This is a genomic window from Vibrio sp. 10N (genome assembly GCF_036245475.1).
Lineage (GTDB): Bacteria > Pseudomonadota > Gammaproteobacteria > Enterobacterales > Vibrionaceae > Vibrio.
On the sequence record NZ_BTPM01000002.1, the window covers coordinates 490,818 to 511,985 of the forward strand.

The window sequence follows — 21,168 nt, forward strand, 5'->3', positions numbered from 1 at the left end:
AACTCAGCCTCTATTGAGGCTGAGTGACACGAAAGCCGCGAACGATATTACCTATCGTTACCAACGCGAATAGCGCGATCACCACCGATAAATGCCAAGGCTGACTTAGGCCAAGTTTAACCAAGCCCATACTGACTAGGGACGAGACAATCATTTGTCCACCGCCGGAGAGCGCGGCGGCAGCCCCAGCTTGTTTCTTGTAGGGCAACATCACCATAGCTTGAGCACAGGGCAGGGCAATGCCATTTCCTAGAATCATCAGCATTTGTCCAAGCATGATATACAAAGGCTCCATAGGGCAAACAAACAGCCAAATGGCAGAAGCAATATGCAGAGCAGGTGAGCACAACAGCATCCTCTTGTTGCCAATGATTGGTCGAATGCGATTGCAAATGGTGGTACCGCCAATCATGCCTAGCGCTGGGATCAGTACCCATAGCGCATATTCATCCGAATTCATTCCAATTTGGTTTTGCATGATAAATGGCATGACCGACACTGCGGTAATCATAAGACTGAAGTTGAGCCAACTGATACTCGCGAAACTGATGAAGTAGCTGGAACTTAGCAATTGCCCATACTGCTTTATGATGTGCTTGAAGGATGGGATCGACGATTTTTCAGCTATGGTCTCCTTAAACAGCATAGTGATGATCACCCAAGCGAGAGCGACATAGCTAAATAGCGACACAAACACCATGTTCCATCCAAAGTGGAAGTTGATAAAGCCACCGAGTACCGGAGCGATCACCGGAGTAATGGAAGCCGCCATCGCAATATACGACAGTGCGATAGGCAGCTCGGCCCCACTAAATTGATCTCTAGTCGAGGCTCGTGCCAGAACCGCGCAACAACCAGTACCAATACCTTGTAGAAAACGTCCTAGTACCATGCCTTCAAAGGAATGGTTCATGCTAATGATGAGAATGAGTCCAAGTAGCGCAATAATGAGGCCAGCCAGAAGCACTTTTTTTCTGCCTATCGCGTCAGAAATAGGGCCGTAAATGAATTGTGATGGACCAAACCCCAGCAAATAGATACCGACCAGCAGTTGAGCTTGATCGAGTGTGATACCAAAATCTTTGGCTATCCAAGGGAGTGATGGCAGCACCAACCCCATACTAAGTTGACCAATGCTGATAATAAGACACGCGAGAAGAATGACTTTGTAGCGGATTCCTTGAGCCATTAATAATCCATAATAAGAGAGAGGCAAATGCGAAGAACCTCCGATAGTACGCCAATACCGAGCTGTTTGGCTACTGTTACTCAATGTCCTTATCTGGGGCAGGGTAAAACTAAATGAATCAAACTATATCAGAAGGTTATTGGGCTTTATGGGTTTATCTTCGTATCATGACAACAACGATACACGCATCATTGCACGGAGTATGATTGACGATGAGCGAACGAGCGGCACCACAGAATCTCAAATCGATAGCGAACATGGATGAACTTGCCAACGCGGCAAGCTACTCCTTGTTAGAAGTGCTTAATCCCGACCCAGAGGCGACCGCTAGCGGCGATGATTTTTGGCCAAGACAAGTGTTCTCTGGGCATTACGTGCCAGTTAAGCCAACGCCAATTGCTGACTCAGTGTATGTCAGTCACAGTGTCAGTCTGTTTGAAGAATTAGGGTTGGCTCCGGAGCTTGTGCACAACCCGGACTTTGCAGCTATGTTCTCCGGGGATATGTCCACTGTTCCAGCACCTATGATGCCGTTTGGCTGGGCAACCGGTTATGCGCTCTCCATCTATGGCACTGAGTACACACAGCAATGCCCATTTAAAACGGGTAACGGCTATGGTGACGGCCGTGCAGTATCGGTGTTTGAAGGTGTATTCAACAGCAAGCGTTGGGAAATGCAGCTTAAAGGTGGCGGCACGACGCCATATTGCCGCGGCGCAGACGGCCGCGCGGTATTACGCTCTAGTGTTCGTGAGTTCTTAGCTCAGGAGTTTATGCACGCACTTGGCATCCCGTCTACACGTTCGCTGTGCTTATTTGCCTCTCAATCAGAAACCGTTGATCGTCCTTGGTATAGGGAAGGATCGCACGCGGAAAACCCGGACATTATGGTCTCGAACCCCGTAGCCATATCCACCCGAGTCGCTTCATCTTTTTTGCGTGTCGGCCAACTGGAGTTGTTTGCTCGTCGAGCACGCAGTCAAGCTCACCCAACAGCAATGCAAGAGCTCGAACAAATCGTTGAACACGCTATAGAACGCGAGTATTCGCAGCACGTGGATGCAAACTTGCCCATGGCAGAGAAAGTTCTCACTCTCGCGACTGCCTTCAGAGAGCGTTTAACCACGTTAGTGACGCACTGGATGCGAGTCGGCTTCTGCCAAGGCAACTTTAACAGTGACAACTGCGCCGTTGGCGGATTTACCCTCGATTTTGGTCCATTTGGTTTTTGCGAACGCTTCGAACCGTATTTCCAGCCATGGACTGGTGGCGGTCGTCACTTCTCGTTTTTTAATCAGCCTTTAGCGGCCGAGAAAAACTTTGAGTCGTTTTGCTCAGCGCTGATGCCGCTTATTGCTTCGGATTCAGCAGCGGTAGAACAACTTGGTCTCATTCAAGATGAGTTCTCATCAGTCATGCAAACCAAACTCACCGATATGTGGTCGAAGAAGCTTGGTCTAGAAGAATTTGATGGTGACTTACTGCAGCAACTATTCAAACTCATGATGATGACGCATGTTGACTACACAATATTCTTCCGCGAACTCTCCAAACTACCTGACAACGCTTCTGAGCTTGCGCCAGGTTTTTACACTGAACCCAATGAAGACACCATGACCGAGTGGCAAGCGTGGCTTACAAAATGGCGTGAAATGCTACCGTCTGCAACCGCAGAAGAAATCGCGTCACAAATGAAACAAGTTAACCCAAAGTACACCTGGCGTGAATGGCTAGTGGTGCCTGCTTATAAGCAAGCGGAGCAGGGAGAGTATTCTCTTATTCATGAACTGCAACAGGTGTTTGCTGATCCCTATGGTGAGCAAAGCAAAGAGGTGGAAACAAAGTATGACCAGCGTCGTCCATTGGAGCTTTTCGATGTAGGTGGAGTGACGCATTATAGTTGTTCGTCTTAATGAGTTGGTCATAGTTTCTACAGAGAGCGGAGCTATACGGCACCGCTCTAAGTCAACTAAAAATGAACGCCATTCAACACGATATTTGATTGTTGGTGCTCGGAAGGGTTTGTAACTTTCTTTTGGGCGTGCGACGTGAAGTCGTATGAAGCGCTGTTCACCGCTTTAAGAGTGAACCATCTGTATCACCAGATGAACCTACGAGCCTGAAAAAAATTAGCGGCTCTGACAATGTAACGAAGAGCAGTTCAACAATTGCTCGGGATCGAAATCGTGAGAAGAAGATCCTCCTAATAACCACGAATTGGGTAAGTGCTAGGTAGTCAGTATGATGAACATATGTGAATCCGTTTAAGGTGCGTTATGTGATGAAGCAGCGGAAGTGGTTAATACGCTGTAGCCAAAAGGCAACGAGAGTAGGAAAGAGGTTGTCCAATACTCTTTCGTGATCATTGAGCTCTCCGCACCATAGCGGGCATCTAACCTGATATTGCGTGACATACGGAACACGGTAAGCCTGTATCACTCCCTATGGGAAAGTCTCTGCGACCGATAGTGATGCAGGTATAGGAGGTCGGAAAAAGCGAAAACTGCATTGTAATGATGCAGATACAGGCTAATGCCTGATCACGAAAGTGAGCCCACTTCCGACTGGTCTCCCATTGCGAGAGAATTTGAAGAACTTTATTTAAGGAGAAAAGCAAATGATGATCTCAAAAGAGATTAGTGCATCTTCTGACTGTACTCAGTGGCAGTCCATTGACTGGAAATCCGCTGAAGCACACGTACTAAAGCTTCAAATGCGTATCGCAAAAGCAACAAGAGAAAAGAATTACGGTAAGGTAAAGTCCTTACAGTGGATCTTGACTCATTCTCGCTCAGCAAAACTTCTAGCTGTTAAGCGAGTCTCTCAAAATAAAGGCAGTAAAACGCCTGGAATAGATGGTGTCATCTGGAACACAGATGCACGCCGTATGAAAGCAGTCAATCAACTGAGTCGCAAGACTTACAAAGCACAACCACTCAAACGTATCTACATCCCCAAAAAGAATGGCAAACTCAGACCTCTAGGTATTCCGTGCATGATAGACAGAGCGCAACAAGCGCTCCACCTGCTTGCACTAGAGCCTGTTTCTGAAACACTTGCCGACCTCAACAGCTATGGATTCAGACCAAACCGAAGCACCGCTGACGCCATCAGTCAATGCTTTAAATGCTTGGCTCTGAAGAAATCAGCAAAATGGGTTCTTGAGGGTGATATCAAAGCTTGCTTCGATAAAATCGGGCATCAATGGCTTACGGACAATATCACTGTAGATAAACGAATGTTAAAGCAATGGCTAAAGTCTGGTTTTGTGGATAAAGGCCTATTCTACGACACCGATGAGGGTACGCCATAAGGAGGGATAATATCCCCAACCTTGATGCTAATGACTCTCGCAGGGCTAGAGCAACGCATAAAATCCACAGCACTCAGAAAAGGAGCTAGAGCTAACTTCATTGGTTACGCTGACGATTTCGTGGTCACTTGCTCTTCAAAGGAAGTGCTAGTGAATGATATCAAACCGTTGATTGCTGACTTTTTGGCTGAAAGAGGGTTAACCCTATCCGAAGAGAAAACGAAGATCACTCATATTGATGATGGCTTTGACTTTCTGGGCTTCAACCATAGGAAGTATAAAGGGAAATTGCTCATTAAACCGAGCAAGTCCAACACGCTGTTATTCTTGAGGAATCTACGTGAACTTGTCAAAAAGCACGCCACTATCCCCGTTAATGATCTTATCAGGATGATAAATCCAAAACTTAGAGGATGGGCGAATTACTATCGCCATTGCGTTGCTAAACAAGTATTTGGGTATGTAGGCCACAAACTATTCCAAGCGCTATGGCACTGGGCAGTTAGACGTCATCCAACCAAGTCTAAAGACTGGGTTGTTCACAAATATTTCCTCAACCGAAAAGGCCAATGGCAATTTCATGGTTGGCAGAAAATTATGAACATGGACTGTCACTTCAACTTGTTCCAAATCGCAAAAGTGCCAATAGAGCGACATGTGAAAATCCGAAGCGCCGCGACTCCTTATGACCCCGATTACCAAGAATACTTGGCTAAGCGGAAATCAAAGAGACAAGCACGAAACTCTTGGGTTGAACCTGTTCCAACTGCTTTATGAGTTGCTGGGTATCAAACGATGCCTTAGCGGAGGCTTGAGCCGTATGCAGTGAAAGTTGCACGTACGGTTCTTAGAGGGACGGCACTTGGTAACAAGTGTCGTCTACTCGACAAAAGTAGTCTACGTCCACTCGTTTTTAACATGCCCCACGTAGCCGTCATCCTCACGAAAGTGAGGATCTCTTACCGCGTGTAGGTAACTGAAAATATTCGATTAAGTCACGTAAATCAGCTTCACGACGCGCTGAATGAGATCCCCTTTTTCAAGGGGATGACAGTGATTTGGGGGTTGGGTTGAAGCGCGAAATGGGGCACTTTTGTGTTACAGCGCCGCTAGCACACATCTGGACATAAATAGTCTACGTCCGCTCGTTTTTAACATGCCTCACGTAGCCGTCATCCTCACGAAAGTGAGGATCTCCCACCACGTGTAGGCAACTGAAAATATTCGATTAAGTCACGTAATTCAACTTTTCAACGCGCTAAATGAGATCCCCTTTTTCAAGGGGATGACGGTGATTTTTGGTATGGCTTGAAGCACCGAATGGGGCAAAGGCGAGTTAGCGCAAGTCCCGCTAAAATACCTCTGGACAAAAATAGTCTACGTCCGTTCGTTTTTAACATGCCCCAGTAGCCGTCATCCTCACGAAAGTGAGGACCTCCTACCGCGTGTAGATAACTAAAAATCTGAGACTAAGTCACGTAAATCAGCTTGGCGACGCGCTGAATGAGATCCCCTTTTGCAAGGGGATGACGGCAAGCTGTTTTTGAACTTCATATCACTAAAAAGCCCAGCGTTTTCGCTGGGCTTTATCACTACCTACTTACCACCAATACTCAACCGAGCAAACCTCACATCCGGCGCAAAGAAAGTTCGACTGTCGTTAATCAGTTGGCTGTTACCAACCGCATCGACTTCTTGCAGCATTTTGTAGAAGTTACCCGCAACTGTAATACCACGTACTGGCTGGACTCTCACGCCATCACGACACAAGAAGCCGCTGGCACCAAATGAGAAGTCGCCGCTGACTGGATCCGCTCCGGAATGGACGCCTTGAAGTTCAATCAGCTCAAGATATTCACCCGCTTTAACTTCAGCAGCACTGCTTTGGCCTGTGGCAATGACTTTGTGGTTGGCGGAAACGTCTAGGCTAGATTTCGCACCGCGTGCTGCACTGGCGGTTGATACAGCGCCTAAATAGCTAGCGGTGTGGCTGTTGTGCAAGAGTGTATTGAGCTTTCCGCCCAAAATTAGCACGTTGTCTTGGGTCGCAAAGCCTTCGCTGTCGAAGCTGGCGATTGCCATGCCGTTTGGCATATACGCAATATCGGTCAGAGTAATCAGCTCACTCGCAATGGATTGGCCGACTTTGTCACCGAGGGGCGTGATGCCTTTCATGGCGCTAACACCAGAGAATGCTGAGCCAAATGCACCGAACAAGCTGCTAAGCGCACCGATGTCAAAAATCGCCGAGTACTCACCAGTAGCAACCGGAGCACCGTCGAGCAAATCTCGCGCTAGGTTGTAGCCTTGTTCGATACAGTAGTTCGGATTCAGCTCATCAAAGCGGCGACCCACCGAGACTTTACCCGCCATGGATTGCTTGCCGTCTTTCTCAAATAGCGTGTACGCGTAACAGCTAAATGAGCGCTCAAAATGCTGACAAAGTGTCCCTTGCGTGTTGGCGAGAATAAGCTGACTCTCTCCATCGGCATAACCGTTGTAGGGTGCGCTTGATGCGTGGGGAAGGGAAACAACCCCTTGCTCTAATGCAAGTGATAGCTCAATCTTCTCATCGGCAGAAGTGGTATCTTGCTGAGTAATCTCTGCGACATCTGTCGTCAGTTTACTGTCGATACAGCTGATGGTTTGATGCTCGTCTTGCTTAGAGAAACGTGCGCTTTGTAGAGCGTTGGTGAGCATCAAATCTAGACTTGTAGGCTCTAACGATTCCGAGTAGCTGGTGGCAATGCGCGCATCTTTGACAACGCGAACCCCAAGGACTTGGCTTGAGCTCACTTTGTACTCATCCAGTTGGCCTTGGTTTGCCTTCAGGGAAAAGCTGTTGTTGCGATTGACGATGACATCGGCTTCGGCACCTTGGCGCTTGGCTTCGGAAAGGACGTAATCGACGGCATCAAGAAGTTGTTTGTCTTGGCTCATTAGTTACCACCTCCCACAAGAATGTTATCGACTTTCAGCGAAGGCTGACCTACCGTTGTCGGCACGGCACCGCTTACAGAGCCACACATGCCAGGGGCAAGTGCCATATCTTTACCAACCATGCTGATTTCTTTGAGCACTTTTGGTCCGGTACTAATCAGCGTTGCGGTTTTGAGAGGTTTGGTGATTTTGCCGTTTTCAATCAAGTAAGCTTCACGAACGGCAAAGTTAAATTCCCCCGTACCTGGCTGTACTGAGCCGCCACCCATTTTCTTCGCGTAAATACCACGTTCAACGCCTGCCAACATATCATCAAGAGAATGTTCACCTGCCTCAATGAAGGTATTACGCATACGTGAAGTAGGAGCGAACTTGTAGTTTTGGCGACGACCAGAGCCTGTAGGTTCAAAGCCTGTCTTCATGCCGCCCATTTTGTCGACCATAAAGCTGGTCAGTTTGCCGTCTTTAATGAGTTGCGTTCGCTGAGTCGCCATGCCTTCGTCATCAACGTGGATAGAGCCCCATTCGTTGGTCATGGTGCCATCATCTACAGCACTCACTGCGGTATGAGCGATCATCTCGCCCATTTTGTCATGGAAGACAGAGGCCTTCTTGGCTACTGATGTAGTTTCAAGTAGGTGACCACACGCTTCATGGAAGATAACGCCGCCAAAGCCGTTGCCAATCACCACAGGCATTTCCCCAGAAGGGCACGCATCTGCACCGAGTTTGATCAATGCTTGCTTAGCTATGGTTTGTCCAAGCTCTTGAGCATCAAGCTGCTCACTAAAGTCCCAACCCGAGAGCGCGCCTGGACCTTCTGAGCCAGAAGATTGCTCGTTACCTTTTTGCGCTACGGTATTGCCCGATACACGAATGTAGTGGCGCGTGTCATCAACATGTAGACCTTCGGAGTTGAAGATGGAAACTTGTTGTTCGCGCTGTAAAACATTGCCAATGAATTGGGTAATGTATTCGCTTTCGGCACGTGCAGCTGCGTCGGTTTTAAGTAGAAAGGCGATTTTAGAATCTAGGTTGGCGTCTTTGCTAAGTGGCAGGCGGCAACCGTGCTGAACAGGGTAGCGGTTAAGGTTAATCGCACCTGCTGTAGCGATTTGCTCACGCTTGTCTTTTGCAGTCAGAAGCGACGTGACGCGTTTTAGCTCGCTCTCGTCCGTGCTGTTGGTGTAGCCGTACAGCACTTTGTGGCCGAAGAATAGGCGGATCCCGATACCAAAATCGATACCTGAGTTAACTTTGTCCACTTCGCCAGAAGCAATTTGGACCGAATTAGTCTGATGGTGCTCGACGAAAAGCTCAGCAAAATCTGCCCCTAGGAATAGGGCGTGGTCAATCACTGCTTTCGCCGTTACAGAATTAAGCATGAAATCTCCTTGCTCGTGGAACGTCCGAGAGAGCCTCAATGAAAGTTGAGGCATATCAGAATGTTAACATTTTTCAAACAAATGGTCTTGTTGAATATCATGCTCTAAGGTGAGGGCCTGCCACCAACTAAATGCCTTTATGGTATTGTCGGTTGCTGGTGTGTTGAATCAGGCTGTCTACAATACTGTTGTCGTCCTCTAAAAGTATCGCTTTGAAGGCGTTGATTACTTCAAGTTTGCTACCGTCTACTTTGGTTTCCGTTTGAATATCTCTTAGATCAATAAATGCATCGGTAATGAGATCGCGATGGTCAGCCAGAACCTCCAGGTTCAAAATATTGTGCTCGCTGTAAAGGCTGTTGTGCGAGCCTTTTTGCTTGTGAACCACGTAAGGGTTGTCTTTAAGGTTGATGATTGACGTTCTCTTGCTGCAACGTCGTAAACAGCCTTTGTTGATTTTGATTTTCTTACAGCCTTCGGTCTGCTGGAACAAACATTGGCGACTAGTGAGCAATGTATTTGGATGATAGATGCTGTAGAAGGTACGCATGTCGTTTGGTCTGCGAACATAGCGTAGCTGCTTTTTGCTGAGCTCATTAGACAAAAATGCGCCAGCAGCATCGTATTCTTCCTGCAGGCATTTTAATGTATAGGAGTTGGTGCTGTTCATTTGTGGCCCAGCGATCCACGCCAGACCTAGCTGTTGCGCATGGTAGCCGACGCCGGAGTTATTGGTAATAAGCAGCGAAGGCTTAATGGTTTCTAGGAAGGTTTTTGCCGCCTCGAAGTCATCGCCAATTAAAATAGCGGGGAACCAGGGCTTTAAGTTTGGGTTACGTTCAAATAGCGCGATCAATGTAGATAGTTCAGCGCTCAAACCCATAGGCAGCTGGAAGTACACTTCAACTTCTGGCTCGCTGCATAGCACAGTGTCTTCCGGCTCAGAAATCAGCACTGACAATGGCTTTTGACGGCTCAGTTCATTGTTCTGGGGTAATGTTTCCAGTACTGGCGTGTCAATTGCCCCTTTAAGACTGGCTGACGGGCGGTCTGAGTTAATATCCATAGCGGCAATTTGCGCGTCGACATGTTGAATGATGTCGGTCTTCTTGTCGTAAAGGCGCTGCTTAACCGCTTGAACTTGCTCGGTACTGGTACATTGATAAACCTTAGAGAAATGCGTAACCGCGTTGTCTCTCGGGTTGTCGATGTACATGTTTTTACCATAGTCACCCTGCAAAAAACCGTTTGAGAAATCGCGGTTGAATACAGTGTAAAGTTCGCTGGTATCTTCTGATAGCGTCTTTCCATCACACAGACGATCAATTTGCTTACGCCAGTTATCGACCACGGTATAAACATAGTGAGGCTTTTTGATGCGCCCTTCGACTTTCAATGAATAGACACCGGCATCGGCAAGCGCTTGCAGATCTCCAAAAGCTGAGTTGTCTTTGAGGTTCAGTGGATAGTCGTAGCCTTGTTTGGTGGTTTGATATTGTTCACGACAAGGTTGGCTGCAACGACCACGGTTGCCAGACGCTCCATTGCGTGCAGAGCTGATATAGCAAAGCCCAGAGAACCCGATGCAGTACGACCCATGCACAAACACTTCCATCAACATGTCGTGCTGATGTCCAAAGCTGGCGAGATGGCCGATTTCATTGATATTGAGCTCACGTGACAGGTTTACGCGGCTGGCTGTCATCTGTTTGAGAAACTCAATCTGCCCCGTGTTGTGGGTGTTAAGCTGCGTTGACGCATGGACATCGAGAGAAGGGAAATGACGTTTAACCAGATACGCCAAGCCAAGATCTTGGACAATCACGCCATCAATATCGGTGTTAACCAGCTGCGCCAATAGGCGCATGACCGCCGCTATTTCGCTCTCTAGGATCAGGACGTTGAGCGTTAGAAACACTTGGCATTGATTCGCGTGAGCGAGTTCCAATACCCCGGTAAGGTTGTCTAGCGTTAGGTTGGCGGCGCGATTTCTGGCATTAAATCGATCCAGTCCGCAATACACGGCATCTGCCCCTGCCGCGATGGCCGCTTTGATTGACTCTACATCACCACCCGGTGCCAACAATTCAAACTGATCTCGTGTCACGACCATACCCCTAGAAAAAATGAGGCCGTAGTCTACAGCAAATTGCCACAAATTTCGTGTCAATTTCGTGAGTATCGATATTTATGTAATTAGTTGACTATGTGATCTCAGTTCAAAAGTTATCACGCTTACTCGTCTAGCTTTAATACTAGTCGTCAGGGTATAGGGTGTTTGCAGCGGTACTGGGTGGGAATTAGAGAGCAAAATTCGGTCTTAGCTCTGGCTCATTGTTAATGATGGGAGGTCGTTATGATCGTAATTTTTGTACACGGATGGAGCGTTACAGACACCAACACCTACGGGCTGCTTCCAGAGGCCATTGCCAAACAAGCGGCTGATTTTGGATTATCCGTCGATATCAAACATGTTTGGTTGGGACGATATATCAGCTTTGATGACACAGTAAATATGGGGGACATTACTCGAGCGTTCGACAGTGCATTGCGAGACACCATTCCGCTAGACGGCGGGATTGCGGAATTCTCGTGCATTACTCACTCAACTGGTGGCCCGGTCGTTCGCGAGTGGCTAGAGCGTTACTATGGCAGCGAGCACTTAGCTCAAAGTCCCTTAAATCATCTAATTATGTTAGCGCCAGCTAACCATGGCTCTCCTCTGGCTGCATTGGGTAAGCAGCGAGTGGGGCGCATCAAAGCGTGGTTCGATGATATTGAACCAGGACAACAAGTTCTTGATTGGCTGTCCCTCGGTAGCCAACCGCAAATTGATCTTTCCAAAGCCTACTTAAACTATCAACCCGCAAACAATGGCTTCTATCCATTTGTATTGACCGGTGAAAGCATCGATAAAGCCTTTTATGACTTCATAAACAGTTACCTCACCGAGCCAGGCTCCGATGGAGTGGTTCGAGTCTCGGGTGCAAACATGAATTACACCATGGTCAAATTTGTTGAGAGTGACCAACAAGATGAGGTCAAACATGGAGAAGAGGATCTAATGGTTAACTTACTTTCACTCGATGGAGGGGTTCAGCGGCCACAACCTGTGCCGCTTGGTGTGGTTCCAAGAGCCAGTCATTCGGGGAAAGACAAAGGGATTATGCGCAGTGTGGTCAGCCCGACATCGAGCAAACCGCAAGTGGGCGAGATTTTACAATGTTTGCAGGTTAACAGCGCTCAAGATTATCAATCGAGAATCCAGTCATTGGCGACTCTGACCGCAACAACACAGGCGCGTGCTAAGCGCTTTATCAATTTAGTGTTTGTCCTGCAAGACGATCAAGGGCAAGCGGTCACCGACTGCGACATCATTCTATTAGCGGGTGAGAATCGGGATCCCAAAGGGTTTGCAAAGGGGTTTTTCTTGGATAGGCAAAAGAATGCTGCAAACCCCAATCATTTGGTGTTCTACGTTAACTACGACGTCATCACTAAAACCCGTCTTAGTGGCTTCCGTGTGATTGCGAGACCAAGCAAGGGGATGAGCTTCTATCATCCGGTGGAATATCGAGTCGATAATGCAGCGGTCGATTCCTTCTTGCAACCAAACGAAACGTTATATATCGAAGTCGTGTTACGCAGACGGGTAGACCAGGGCGTGTTCTTGTTTGATGAAGCCAGCGATCCGAAGCTTCGCAAAGAAGGTGTGATATTTAAGTCCGAGACACGCCATGACTTTACTCACCAAAAACCGACTGGCAAAGAAGTGAAGTAGGGAGGCGCCATGTTCGGAGCAATAAATAGGGAGCAATCAATGAAATGGCTAATTACGAGCGCGCTGGTGGTGTTGGTACAGGGGTGTGCTACACAGCCCGCGACAACCTCTGCCAACGCACCTGCCTGTGAAGGCTCTGTGATGTTGCCAAGCGCCTTAGCGGGCAAGTTCAAATCAGTAGATGACCCAAAACTATTAGACACAGCGATGGGTGAGCCTCTGGCTGGAGGGCTGTGTCAAGGCGCCGTTTATCAAAGCACGGAAGAGGTAACAATCTATCGAGCTTGGAACAGTACCAACCCCGGTAGCCAATTTGGTAACTGGTGGGCGTTTAATCAACCAGCAGGTAAAACGGCGGATTATCGGAAAGACTATGAAATATGCTATCAGTGGTCACCACTCGACAAACTGGTGAAATGCACGTTACAGGTTGGTTCGACGGTGGTGGTGGGTAATGGGCAAAGTGCTAAGTGCTCTGAGTATTTAGAGTATCCCGTGTCGGCGGCACAGCAGGTGTTTATTGAATCAGCATCGGATGTCATGCTCAATTGCAGTGGCTTCGATAGCATGATGGACTGGCAACCTGAACAATAAGGTTTTATCAATCACATAACTAACGATTGCTATAGGGTGACCGCCTCACGATAGTGTTATTCGGTGAGGCGGTTTTTTTGACTATGACGTCTCTTTCATCGCTGATACGACTGAAGGGTCGTTTAGCAGGTTAAACAGCAAGCTTTTCGCTGATGAGCGTTGAGAGTCAGACAGTTTCTTACTCGGATTCTCACGCGTTTGAGTCAGGATGTTTTTGACGAATCGACTGTTGGTACCTGATAGTTCGTAAACGAAGCGCAAGGTATTCATCAGTTCATCTTGAGGCAGGCTGTATACAGCCATTTCACAGCTAAGGCCATCCATAGCGAGTAGGTTATTCACGACCTCGCGTCGCTCAGCATTAAACTTTTCTTTGGCAATGTGGCCGTCGATTAGGGCCTGTACACGGTCTGCGATTGCAACGGGTACTTCCATGGTTTTTGTTTCTTGATTCATCGCTGAATCTACTCCTTCGACTGGGATGTATTGGGCGATAGGTCTAGGTATAAAGATAGAGTCGATACCACAATAGACAGACCTTGTTAAAACTACGCAGGTGCATAACCAAGTAATCTGTGTAATGAGGTTACTTGGATTTAACCTTCATCATGACAGAAAAGTATGACTATTTGTAGTGTAACCCACATTTGGTTGTGCGGAGTGAGAAGTGTTGAGGTGGAGAGAAGGTTAGGAAGTAACACATAAGGGGCGGCTAGCCCCTTATGTGTTAATAGCTTTCTTACCTATTGGCTTAGTAAAGCAAGCTAGGTAGCCAAAGTGATAGGCTTGGGATAAACAGAAGTAGCACTAAACGCACGATATCGACGCACCAAAACGGTGTCACCCCTTTAAATATAGTGCTGGTCTTGATGTCCTTGATCACACCTTTTAGAACGAATATGTTTAGCCCCACGGGAGGGGTGATCAGACTAATTTCCGTGACAACAACGACGATAATGCCAAACCAAACGAGATCAAACCCTAGACTCTCTACAAGTGGGTAGAAAACGGGAATGGTGAGTAGCAGCATTGATAAGCTTTCAAAAACGGTGCCCATCAAAATATACACACACAAGATCATCAACATAATGATGATAGGTTCAGTTCCCCAAGAGCTGACGAAATGAACCAACTCACTCGGCAATCCAGCTCTGTTAACAAAGTTGGAATAGATGAGTGCGCCAATCACAACGCCAAATAGCATGGTACTCGTTCGAGCGGTATCTATAAGTACATCATGGAGTATTCGCCAGCTCAGTGCTCGGCGCGAAAGGGCAATCACAAACGCGCCAAATGCCCCTACACCTGCCGCTTCTGTAGGGGTAAATACACCGCCATATATCCCGCCCATGACTAGGGCAAATAGGCCTAGTATGGAGGACACGGAGCGCAGTGCTTGCCAACGTTCACGACGTGACAGTTTATCCCCACACGGCCCAGCTTTAGGGTTTCGCCATACCACAAAGCGGGTTGCCATGATGTAGAGCAGAATGCCCATCAGGCCCGGAATAAAACCTGCAGCAAACAGATCACGGACGCTTTGCTCGGTGAGCACAGCATAGATGATCAGTATTACGCTAGGGGGGATCAAAATGCCAAGTGTGCCACCTGCCGCAATGGATGCCGCCGCAAGTCCATCGGAATAACCGTATTTGCGCATCGATGGCATCGCGACTTGAGCCATAGTGGCTGACGTTGCCAAACTTGAGCCTGAAATCGCAGAAAAGCCACCACATGCAGCAACCGTTGCCATCGCAAGACCACCTTTTCGGTGTCCCAAAAATGCGTAGCAAGCGCGGTAAAGCTCTTGTGATAGACCCGCTTTAGTGATGAGGTTCCCCATCAAAATAAACATTGGAATAACGGACAGCCCATAATCTTGCGCGGTGTCGATAAGGCGTTTTGCACTGATTGATAGAGCACTGTTAAAGTTCCAGTCTCCAAGCGCAGCATAGCCCAAAAAGCCTACGACCCCCATGGCAAAAGCGATAGGCATTCGAAGCAAGATCAAGCACAGCAGTGCAGCAAATCCTAACAGAGTAATAATCATTGTGGGCGTCCTTGCGTCGGATAATGTTTGTCAAAAAGGTGAGTCAAAATGAGGACTACACAAGTAATAGCGGTTAACCAACAGGTGATCGCCAGAAAGTAGATCAGGTAATAGATGGGGAGCTCCAAATACTCACTCACTTCTTCATAACGATGGGAACGTGTCGCTAGCTGCCAGACTTTGTCACCGATAGCGAACAAGCTAATGGCAATGGCGATATTGAACAGGACATCGCGAAGCGAACGCACCCGGTGGTTCATTAAACCCTCCATAAGGTCGACACTGATGTGCTCTTTGCGCCAGGTGACCAACGGCAACGAGGTAAATATGAGACTTCCTAGCAATAGTTCGGTCAGTTCTACGCTTCCGACAAGTGGGCTGCCAAAGACATAACGCCCAACCACATCGACACATGTGACTGACATAAGCGCGAGAAGCTGTAGGCAAGCAAAGAGTCCGAATAAATGATAAAGATACTGGGCTGAGTGCTCCCAGTATCGAAATAACGTTTTAAGCATGGTGATCATCGCTACGCTCTATGGTAATTCGAGTGGTTGGTATTGTTCAGCTTCTTGACGAAAGGCTTGTAATGCGGTTTTGGCATCCACACCTCGACGATTGGCTTTTTTAATCCACTCTTCATCCATTCCTTCGGTGATTTTTTCGAAGTAGGCGATATCTGAGTCACTGGCTTCAACGACAGTACTACCTGTCGCGCGGATGTCGGCTTCACCTATGTCGTCAGCCGTTGCCCACGCGCGACCTGCCAGTGCAGACAGTTTTTCTCCCGACACTTGGCGGATCGCTTGTCTGTCTTCCTCACTTAGGCTGGACATGAAGTCAGGACTCAAGAACATGCCAAACGAACCAAGGTACATGCCATGCGGCATCTTGATGGTATAAGGTGCGACCTCTTTGTAGCGGCCTACACGCATGTAGTCCATTTGCATGAAGATACCGTCTGCCACACCTTGTGCGAGCAACTCGTATGCTTTAGTCGCCGGTGCATTGACGCCCGTGACGCCTAGGCGTTTACCGATCTCAGTGGAAACACCCCCGCCGATGCGAATTTTGAGTCCTTTCACAGACTCCAATGAATCTACAGGCTGACGCAAATGGATGTGCCCAGGGCCATGGACAAACAGCGCAGCAAGCTCAACACCATCGTTTTCACCCGACTTGGCAAAATACTCCTGATTGATGCGCCAGTGTGCGACAGATACGGCTTCCGCACCTGCTTTAACCCCTGGAAGTTCCACCATTTGTGGAAGTTGGAAGCGCCCTGGGATATAGCCATGGAATGTCCATGCCGCATCGACAGCCCCGTCTTCGACCAAGTCGACTAAGCTCTTAGGGTGTCCCATGTTGTATTCGATCTTAACGGTGACTCGTCCGTCAGTTGCTTGTTCAATCCATTCACCCCAAGTAGGGATGACATCAGCGTTCATTGTATGGTTTGGGCTTAACCATGTGCCGACACGCAATTGCTTACTATCGGCCAGTGCTGAAAAAGAGGGTAAGGCGGCAAGAGAGACCAAACTAAGGGCTCGTAAAAGGTTTGTTGTTTTCATTGTAATGTCCTGTTTTGTCACTAAAAAAGAAAGTGAGAAAACAACATTGCACAAGAACTGTGCAACCGCATTACTAAATAGGGTTACGTAGTGGGTGGTTTGTTGCTAAGGTGTGATCGTGGTTTGACATTTATGAAACATGTGCGTATGCAACAGGATAAGAGAGCGAGGTGAGTGGAGTCATTGACAGTCGAGAGTGACAGGCATGCTGTGACTCTCGACTGCAAATATAGACGAATTAATTGGCCACTACAGGCTGGTAGCGTCCAGGTTTATGGTTCATCGCCAAAATAAGGTTGGTGGCAATTGCGCCTAGTATGGAGAGTCCAATTAGGTAGATATCGACGACAAAGAGTGACAGAACTACGATTGAACAATCTAGGCCCATTTGCACCTTGCCAGCACGAATCCCGAATCGTTCCTGAAGAAACAGCGCCAGAATATTGAATCCACCAAGGCTCATCTTATGTCTAAAAATCACCAACATGCCCATGCCAATCAGTCCACCACCAATAAGTGCGGCATAGATTGGCTCAATGTGCGAAATTTGAATGACGTGATGCAAATGGTCCACTGCGAATGAGACGATACTCACGGCAACAAAGGTGTTGATGGTGAACTGCCAGCCCATTCGGGTTACAGACAGAATATAGAAAGGCAGGTTTAGTGCAAAAAACACTTGCCCAAAGCTCAGAGTCGTCACTTTGGTTATAAACAGTGCAAGACCTGCTGTACCACCAGTTAGCAAGCCAACTTGATTAAAGAAGATAACGCCAAGAGACACCAAAGCGCTCCCAAGCATAAGGGCGAGCAAGTTCTCGCGTAGGCTATGATCTTTATCCATAAAGAAAATCCAAAAGTTTGTGCCAGAAATGGCGAGTTGTAACGAATTATTTGCCGGGATGTTAGCCTTCTAGTAAGGGGGATGTCGACAATAGGCACTGTTTTCACTTTTTTATTGAGTGTTTAGTCAGATTTACACATGGCTCGCAATGCGTGTGAATGGGGCCGTGTTGAAGGAGCTATTAGCTCCTTCTCGCTTTCAGTTCCATACTTCGGAGAATGTAATCCGTCATCCAAGCGGTGGCGAGCAGACACATCCATACGACAACAACTTGATGAGGGACTTCGACTCGTGACCATACGACAAGAGTCGCAAAGCCTACCGCTGGCACTGTCCAATAGATGAGTTTGCTCCAGCGAAACCCTTTAAGCTCAGATAAGCTTTCCAGTGAAGCAATAATGCCCGTAATGGAAAGCGCGACGACAATGGTGTAAGCCTGATCCGCAAACCACAGTGGCAAAATGAGTGCCAATACCCACCAGTTTTGTTTGCGAGACGTGGTTTTGTGCCTAGCAGCCCACCAAATGACACAAATTGAGACCATCTGAACTAGGGTGATCAACGGCGAACCATCCAATGTACCAAGCAGTTGGCTCACCATGATTCCCGCCTGTAACGCACTGACGATCCCCGCGGTAATCATTCTGACATTACGATTGCTGCGCTTTGAGAATGCCACAAAGAGTAGAGGGAACAGCATCCACTGAGTCACAGAAAGTGAGATAGATTGATGGGGAAGGGTGAGCCCATAACACAGCATGCCCGCAAGCAGTATAAGTCCGCTGGCGCCTTTGCGCGGCAGTACCCAAAGAGCAGGAATGGCTAACGCCAAAACGGAGATATCACCGTCGCTCACGCCAATTGCCTTGGCACAGGTAATGGCCAATAAAGTTGTAATGACAAAATGCAAACTAGAAACCATCATAATCTCTCAATTTTAGAACCCAACTAAAGGAGTTGGGTTCTAAATATCAAATGTTAAATCGAGAGCGCGGAGTAGATCACGCCTAGCGTACCGAGAGTGAAGATAAGCAATACGATCTTGCTAGACATTTCACCGTTGTTCTCTGTCGCTTTACCAAACAGGCCAAACACTAATGGATGCACCAAGAATGGCGTAGCAAAGATGAAAGTGATCATGCTTGCTGCACTATCGCCGAACATTCCACCTTGCGTTGCTGCGAACAAGCCAAAGTGAGACAGACCCGAAGCCGCTGCCATCGATGCGTGCTCAATAGGCATGCCTGCGAAGTGAAGAATTGTGAAGCTGCCGAATACCGCGACAATCTGCCAGCCAAACGAGAACTGCATGAGCCCCTTCACTTCGGTGGCGTGGTCACCATTTGCTTTACGAAGGTTTATGGTTGCTAGGTACACACAGGCTAAACCAACCAGAACTAGAGGCAGAGTCCAACCGACAAGTAACGCGCCACGCTCCGCACTCGCTGCAAGAATCGTAAATACAAAGATATGACCAAGGAATGGGATATTGATCATAATTGGCGCACGCGCTGCCGCCGTGTAGCCAAAGTCACCTGCAGTACATGCGCCCGTTAAGCCTGAGTGTGACAAGCCGCCTGCCATCCCCGGAGCAAGGTTACGAACGTGGTTCGCTTTGGCTAGGAAAATAAGGATAGTCAGACCTCCGAACATCCAAAACATTTGTCCCGCAAAGCCATAAACGATCACGCTTTGCAGACCTGGAATACTGAACGCTTCCAACATGTGAGAACCACCAACCAAGAAGGTACCGGTTAGTAGCACTGGGATGCCTGCGAACAATAGTGAGTTCAGTGTTGGGCCTGCTTTCCACTTTGGCAGTAACATGCCTAATCCTGAAGAAATGATCATGGCAAAGAAGATTTGTGGCAAACCAATCACACTGGCGACAAGGTGAGAAAGCCTTAGTGATAGCATCATGATGATGACAATGGTTAGAATTTCTACAGTACCTTTGGCCAAGTATGTACGCATCTTAGCGACTTCTTTTTTGCTATCGATGAAGATAATCGCAGCACCGATACAAAGGTAAGCCATAGCCAAATATGAGTCACCCATAGGGTTAGCGCCACTTCGACCTGTTAGCAATGCCGAGATCATTTCAATGCCCATTAGCAAAACAAATGCTCTAATGATGTACACGAACTGAGTGCTTGTCGTGCCAAAAAACACTTCATTCTTCGCAGGAACGGCTAGTACATCAACGTGGCCAGTTTGCTTGGAGAGCAATCGACGGATCTCTTGCCCCCCGACAAAGAATGTGGCGATGAGTGCAATAACCGTAGTTTGGCTTAATAGGACGATAGCGGGGAATTCTTTAAGCCCCGGTTGAGCAAGCCCAGTTTTTACAAACAAGGTGCCCATAAGTAGACCAAGCACGACAATGACAAGAACAGCCGAGTACTTAGTATTTGCGACGATGGTTCTTGAAAGCAGAACCATGATGACCACTGCCACCATTGAAAACAATAAATGATTAAACGAAATCAGATACGAAAAGTGTTCCATTAATTACACCAGAGAAGTCAGTGAAAGCAGCGACATTAGCGAGCTCTAAATTTATGGCGGGGATCCTATAAGAATTTATTGGGACGATGTACTTCAAAAATGTAACGGCTGAAACACTTCATCATACAAATGATTTTTCGTTGATTGGCTCGTTTGGCTGATAGCTTTGTGTTGAGGTGGAAAATCTTTATAAAACAATAGATAAAGTGATTTCTTAATTTTTGTTGTTTTGGAAGACTTCAGTTTTTTCGAGGTTTTTGCTCGATATAAAGGTTGAATCTATAGCTTGGTTGTCCCCTGTGTTTGACGTCTCTAAATTAGCCACTCACAATAAAGCAAAGCCATAAAATATAGAGTGCTATGAACTTTCTAGCTCATTTACACATTGCCGAGCATTGTGACAGCAGTTTACTGGGAAACTTGTTAGGGGACTTTGTCAAAGGTGACCCTACGAAGACCTATCACCAGGAAATTGCGGAAGGCATCATGTTGCATCGATTCGTCGATTCCTATACAGACAATCACCCCATTATGAAGCAGTGCAAAACCTTATTTGATGCCGAGCTAAAGCGCTTTTCGCCTATCGCGATGGATATGTTTTGGGATCATTGTCTTGCGAAACATTGGACTCGTTTTCATCGTCAACCCCTTGCGCAGTTTGTTGATCATGCAGAGCTGACCATTAAGCAGACTTCAGCCCCATTACCAGAGCGATTTGTTCGTATGAGCACTCATATGTGGCAAGGGCGCTGGCTCGAGTCGTATCAAGATTTCGATAACATTAAGTTTGCCCTTGAGAGAATGTCTCTGCGAAGCATGCGAATGGCACCGCTAGCAGAATGCGGAGGGCAACTGCAGGAAAACTATCAGCAATTTTCAGAGTTTTTCAGTCAGTTGTATCCAGAGGTGTTAGAAAACGCAAAACAGCAGGCTAATCAATAGAGTCGATAAGAATAGCATTAACCTAACGCGCGGTTTCTGGTACACTCGCGA

At 47.5% G+C, this 21,168-nt stretch carries 15 protein-coding genes and 1 pseudogene; 5 read left to right on the forward strand and 11 right to left on the reverse strand.

What is annotated here, in order from left to right:
* Window positions 1–10: 10 nt before the first annotated feature.
* Entirely contained in the window at window positions 11–1,189 is a 1,179-nt protein-coding gene (locus AAA946_RS18400; RefSeq protein ID WP_338166232.1) for an MFS transporter, read from the reverse strand.
* 212 nt (window positions 1,190–1,401) lie between these two features.
* Here AAA946_RS18400 and AAA946_RS18405 point away from each other — a divergent pair, with 212 nt between their 5' ends.
* The gene (locus tag AAA946_RS18405) at window positions 1,402–3,102 is read left to right on the forward strand and encodes a protein adenylyltransferase SelO (RefSeq protein ID WP_338166233.1); all 1,701 of its coding nucleotides are present in this window, start codon (window positions 1,402–1,404) and stop codon (window positions 3,100–3,102) included.
* A gap of 704 nt (window positions 3,103–3,806) precedes the next feature.
* Window positions 3,807–5,279: pseudogene (ltrA, locus tag AAA946_RS18410) on the forward strand (group II intron reverse transcriptase/maturase).
* Between the two features lie 819 nt (window positions 5,280–6,098).
* On the opposite strand, the gene AAA946_RS18415 reads toward ltrA, so the two are convergent.
* The 3 genes from AAA946_RS18415 to AAA946_RS18425 all read right to left on the reverse strand — a co-directional run bounded on the left by AAA946_RS18415 (window position 6,099) and on the right by AAA946_RS18425 (window position 10,934).
* The gene (locus tag AAA946_RS18415) at window positions 6,099–7,442 is read right to left on the reverse strand and encodes a TldD/PmbA family protein (protein WP_338166234.1); all 1,344 of its coding nucleotides are present in this window, start codon (window positions 7,440–7,442) and stop codon (window positions 6,099–6,101) included.
* The gene (locus tag AAA946_RS18420; RefSeq protein ID WP_338166235.1) at window positions 7,442–8,827 is read right to left on the reverse strand and encodes a TldD/PmbA family protein; all 1,386 of its coding nucleotides are present in this window, start codon (window positions 8,825–8,827) and stop codon (window positions 7,442–7,444) included. Before AAA946_RS18420 ends, AAA946_RS18415 begins: the two co-directional genes overlap by 1 nt.
* Window positions 8,828–8,954: 127 nt before the next feature.
* On the reverse strand, window positions 8,955–10,934 hold the full coding sequence (locus AAA946_RS18425) for a peptidase U32 family protein (protein ID WP_338166236.1): 1,980 nt from the start codon (window positions 10,932–10,934) through the stop codon (window positions 8,955–8,957).
* Window positions 10,935–11,183: 249 nt separating this feature from the next.
* Between AAA946_RS18425 and AAA946_RS18430 the strand changes: the two genes are divergently transcribed.
* Window positions 11,184–12,608 carry an esterase/lipase family protein gene (locus tag AAA946_RS18430; protein WP_338166237.1) on the forward strand — a complete coding sequence of 475 codons (1,425 nt, stop codon included), beginning with the start codon at window positions 11,184–11,186 and terminating at the stop codon, window positions 12,606–12,608.
* 39 nt (window positions 12,609–12,647) lie between these two features.
* Window positions 12,648–13,202 (forward strand): hypothetical protein, encoded by a 555-nt coding sequence (locus AAA946_RS18435; protein ID WP_338166238.1) that lies wholly within the window; start codon window positions 12,648–12,650, stop codon window positions 13,200–13,202.
* 81 nt (window positions 13,203–13,283) lie between these two features.
* Here the strand turns inward: AAA946_RS18435 and AAA946_RS18440 are convergent, their stop codons facing one another.
* The 7 genes from AAA946_RS18440 to AAA946_RS18470 all read right to left on the reverse strand — a co-directional run bounded on the left by AAA946_RS18440 (window position 13,284) and on the right by AAA946_RS18470 (window position 20,175).
* Window positions 13,284–13,658, reverse strand: coding sequence for a hypothetical protein (locus AAA946_RS18440; protein WP_338166239.1), 375 nt, complete (start codon window positions 13,656–13,658; stop codon window positions 13,284–13,286).
* A 295-nt stretch (window positions 13,659–13,953) separates the two neighbouring features.
* Window positions 13,954–15,252: a TRAP transporter large permease gene (locus AAA946_RS18445; RefSeq protein ID WP_338166240.1), complete on the reverse strand. Its 1,299-nt coding sequence runs from the start codon at window positions 15,250–15,252 to the stop codon at window positions 13,954–13,956.
* Window positions 15,249–15,779, reverse strand: a complete 531-nt coding sequence (locus tag AAA946_RS18450) for a TRAP transporter small permease (RefSeq protein ID WP_338166241.1) — start codon at window positions 15,777–15,779, stop codon at window positions 15,249–15,251. Before AAA946_RS18450 ends, AAA946_RS18445 begins: the two co-directional genes overlap by 4 nt.
* Before the next feature lie 9 nt (window positions 15,780–15,788).
* On the reverse strand, window positions 15,789–16,823 hold the full coding sequence (locus tag AAA946_RS18455; RefSeq protein ID WP_338166242.1) for a TRAP transporter substrate-binding protein: 1,035 nt from the start codon (window positions 16,821–16,823) through the stop codon (window positions 15,789–15,791).
* Window positions 16,824–17,061: 238 nt separating this feature from the next.
* A complete protein-coding gene (locus AAA946_RS18460; RefSeq protein WP_338166243.1) occupies window positions 17,062–17,667 on the reverse strand; it encodes a YitT family protein in 606 nt (201 codons plus the stop codon).
* Between the two features lie 181 nt (window positions 17,668–17,848).
* The gene (locus tag AAA946_RS18465; RefSeq protein ID WP_338166244.1) at window positions 17,849–18,592 is read right to left on the reverse strand and encodes a hypothetical protein; all 744 of its coding nucleotides are present in this window, start codon (window positions 18,590–18,592) and stop codon (window positions 17,849–17,851) included.
* Window positions 18,593–18,645: 53 nt separating this feature from the next.
* Complete coding sequence (locus AAA946_RS18470) at window positions 18,646–20,175, reverse strand: hypothetical protein (RefSeq protein WP_338166245.1); 1,530 nt, start codon at window positions 20,173–20,175, stop codon at window positions 18,646–18,648.
* Between the two features lie 360 nt (window positions 20,176–20,535).
* Between AAA946_RS18470 and AAA946_RS18475 the strand changes: the two genes are divergently transcribed.
* Window positions 20,536–21,117 carry an acyl carrier protein phosphodiesterase gene (locus tag AAA946_RS18475; protein ID WP_338166246.1) on the forward strand — a complete coding sequence of 194 codons (582 nt, stop codon included), beginning with the start codon at window positions 20,536–20,538 and terminating at the stop codon, window positions 21,115–21,117.
* Window positions 21,118–21,168: the final 51 nt, after the last annotated feature.

Coding starts and splice junctions, on each gene's coding strand:
- AAA946_RS18470 (WP_338166245.1), bottom strand. CDS start 20,175: ATGGAACACTTTTCGTATCTGATTTCGTTTAATCATTTATTGTTTTCA.
- AAA946_RS18405 (WP_338166233.1), top strand. CDS start 1,402: ATGAGCGAACGAGCGGCACCACAGAATCTCAAATCGATAGCGAACATG.
- AAA946_RS18455 (WP_338166242.1), bottom strand. CDS start 16,823: ATGAAAACAACAAACCTTTTACGAGCCCTTAGTTTGGTCTCTCTTGCC.
- AAA946_RS18400 (WP_338166232.1), bottom strand. CDS start 1,189: ATGGCTCAAGGAATCCGCTACAAAGTCATTCTTCTCGCGTGTCTTATT.
- AAA946_RS18460 (WP_338166243.1), bottom strand. CDS start 17,667: ATGGATAAAGATCATAGCCTACGCGAGAACTTGCTCGCCCTTATGCTT.
- AAA946_RS18475 (WP_338166246.1), top strand. CDS start 20,536: ATGAACTTTCTAGCTCATTTACACATTGCCGAGCATTGTGACAGCAGT.
- AAA946_RS18415 (WP_338166234.1), bottom strand. CDS start 7,442: ATGAGCCAAGACAAACAACTTCTTGATGCCGTCGATTACGTCCTTTCC.
- AAA946_RS18450 (WP_338166241.1), bottom strand. CDS start 15,779: ATGATCACCATGCTTAAAACGTTATTTCGATACTGGGAGCACTCAGCC.
- AAA946_RS18435 (WP_338166238.1), top strand. CDS start 12,648: ATGAAATGGCTAATTACGAGCGCGCTGGTGGTGTTGGTACAGGGGTGT.
- AAA946_RS18465 (WP_338166244.1), bottom strand. CDS start 18,592: ATGATGGTTTCTAGTTTGCATTTTGTCATTACAACTTTATTGGCCATT.
- AAA946_RS18420 (WP_338166235.1), bottom strand. CDS start 8,827: ATGCTTAATTCTGTAACGGCGAAAGCAGTGATTGACCACGCCCTATTC.
- AAA946_RS18445 (WP_338166240.1), bottom strand. CDS start 15,252: ATGATTATTACTCTGTTAGGATTTGCTGCACTGCTGTGCTTGATCTTG.
- AAA946_RS18440 (WP_338166239.1), bottom strand. CDS start 13,658: ATGAATCAAGAAACAAAAACCATGGAAGTACCCGTTGCAATCGCAGAC.
- AAA946_RS18430 (WP_338166237.1), top strand. CDS start 11,184: ATGATCGTAATTTTTGTACACGGATGGAGCGTTACAGACACCAACACC.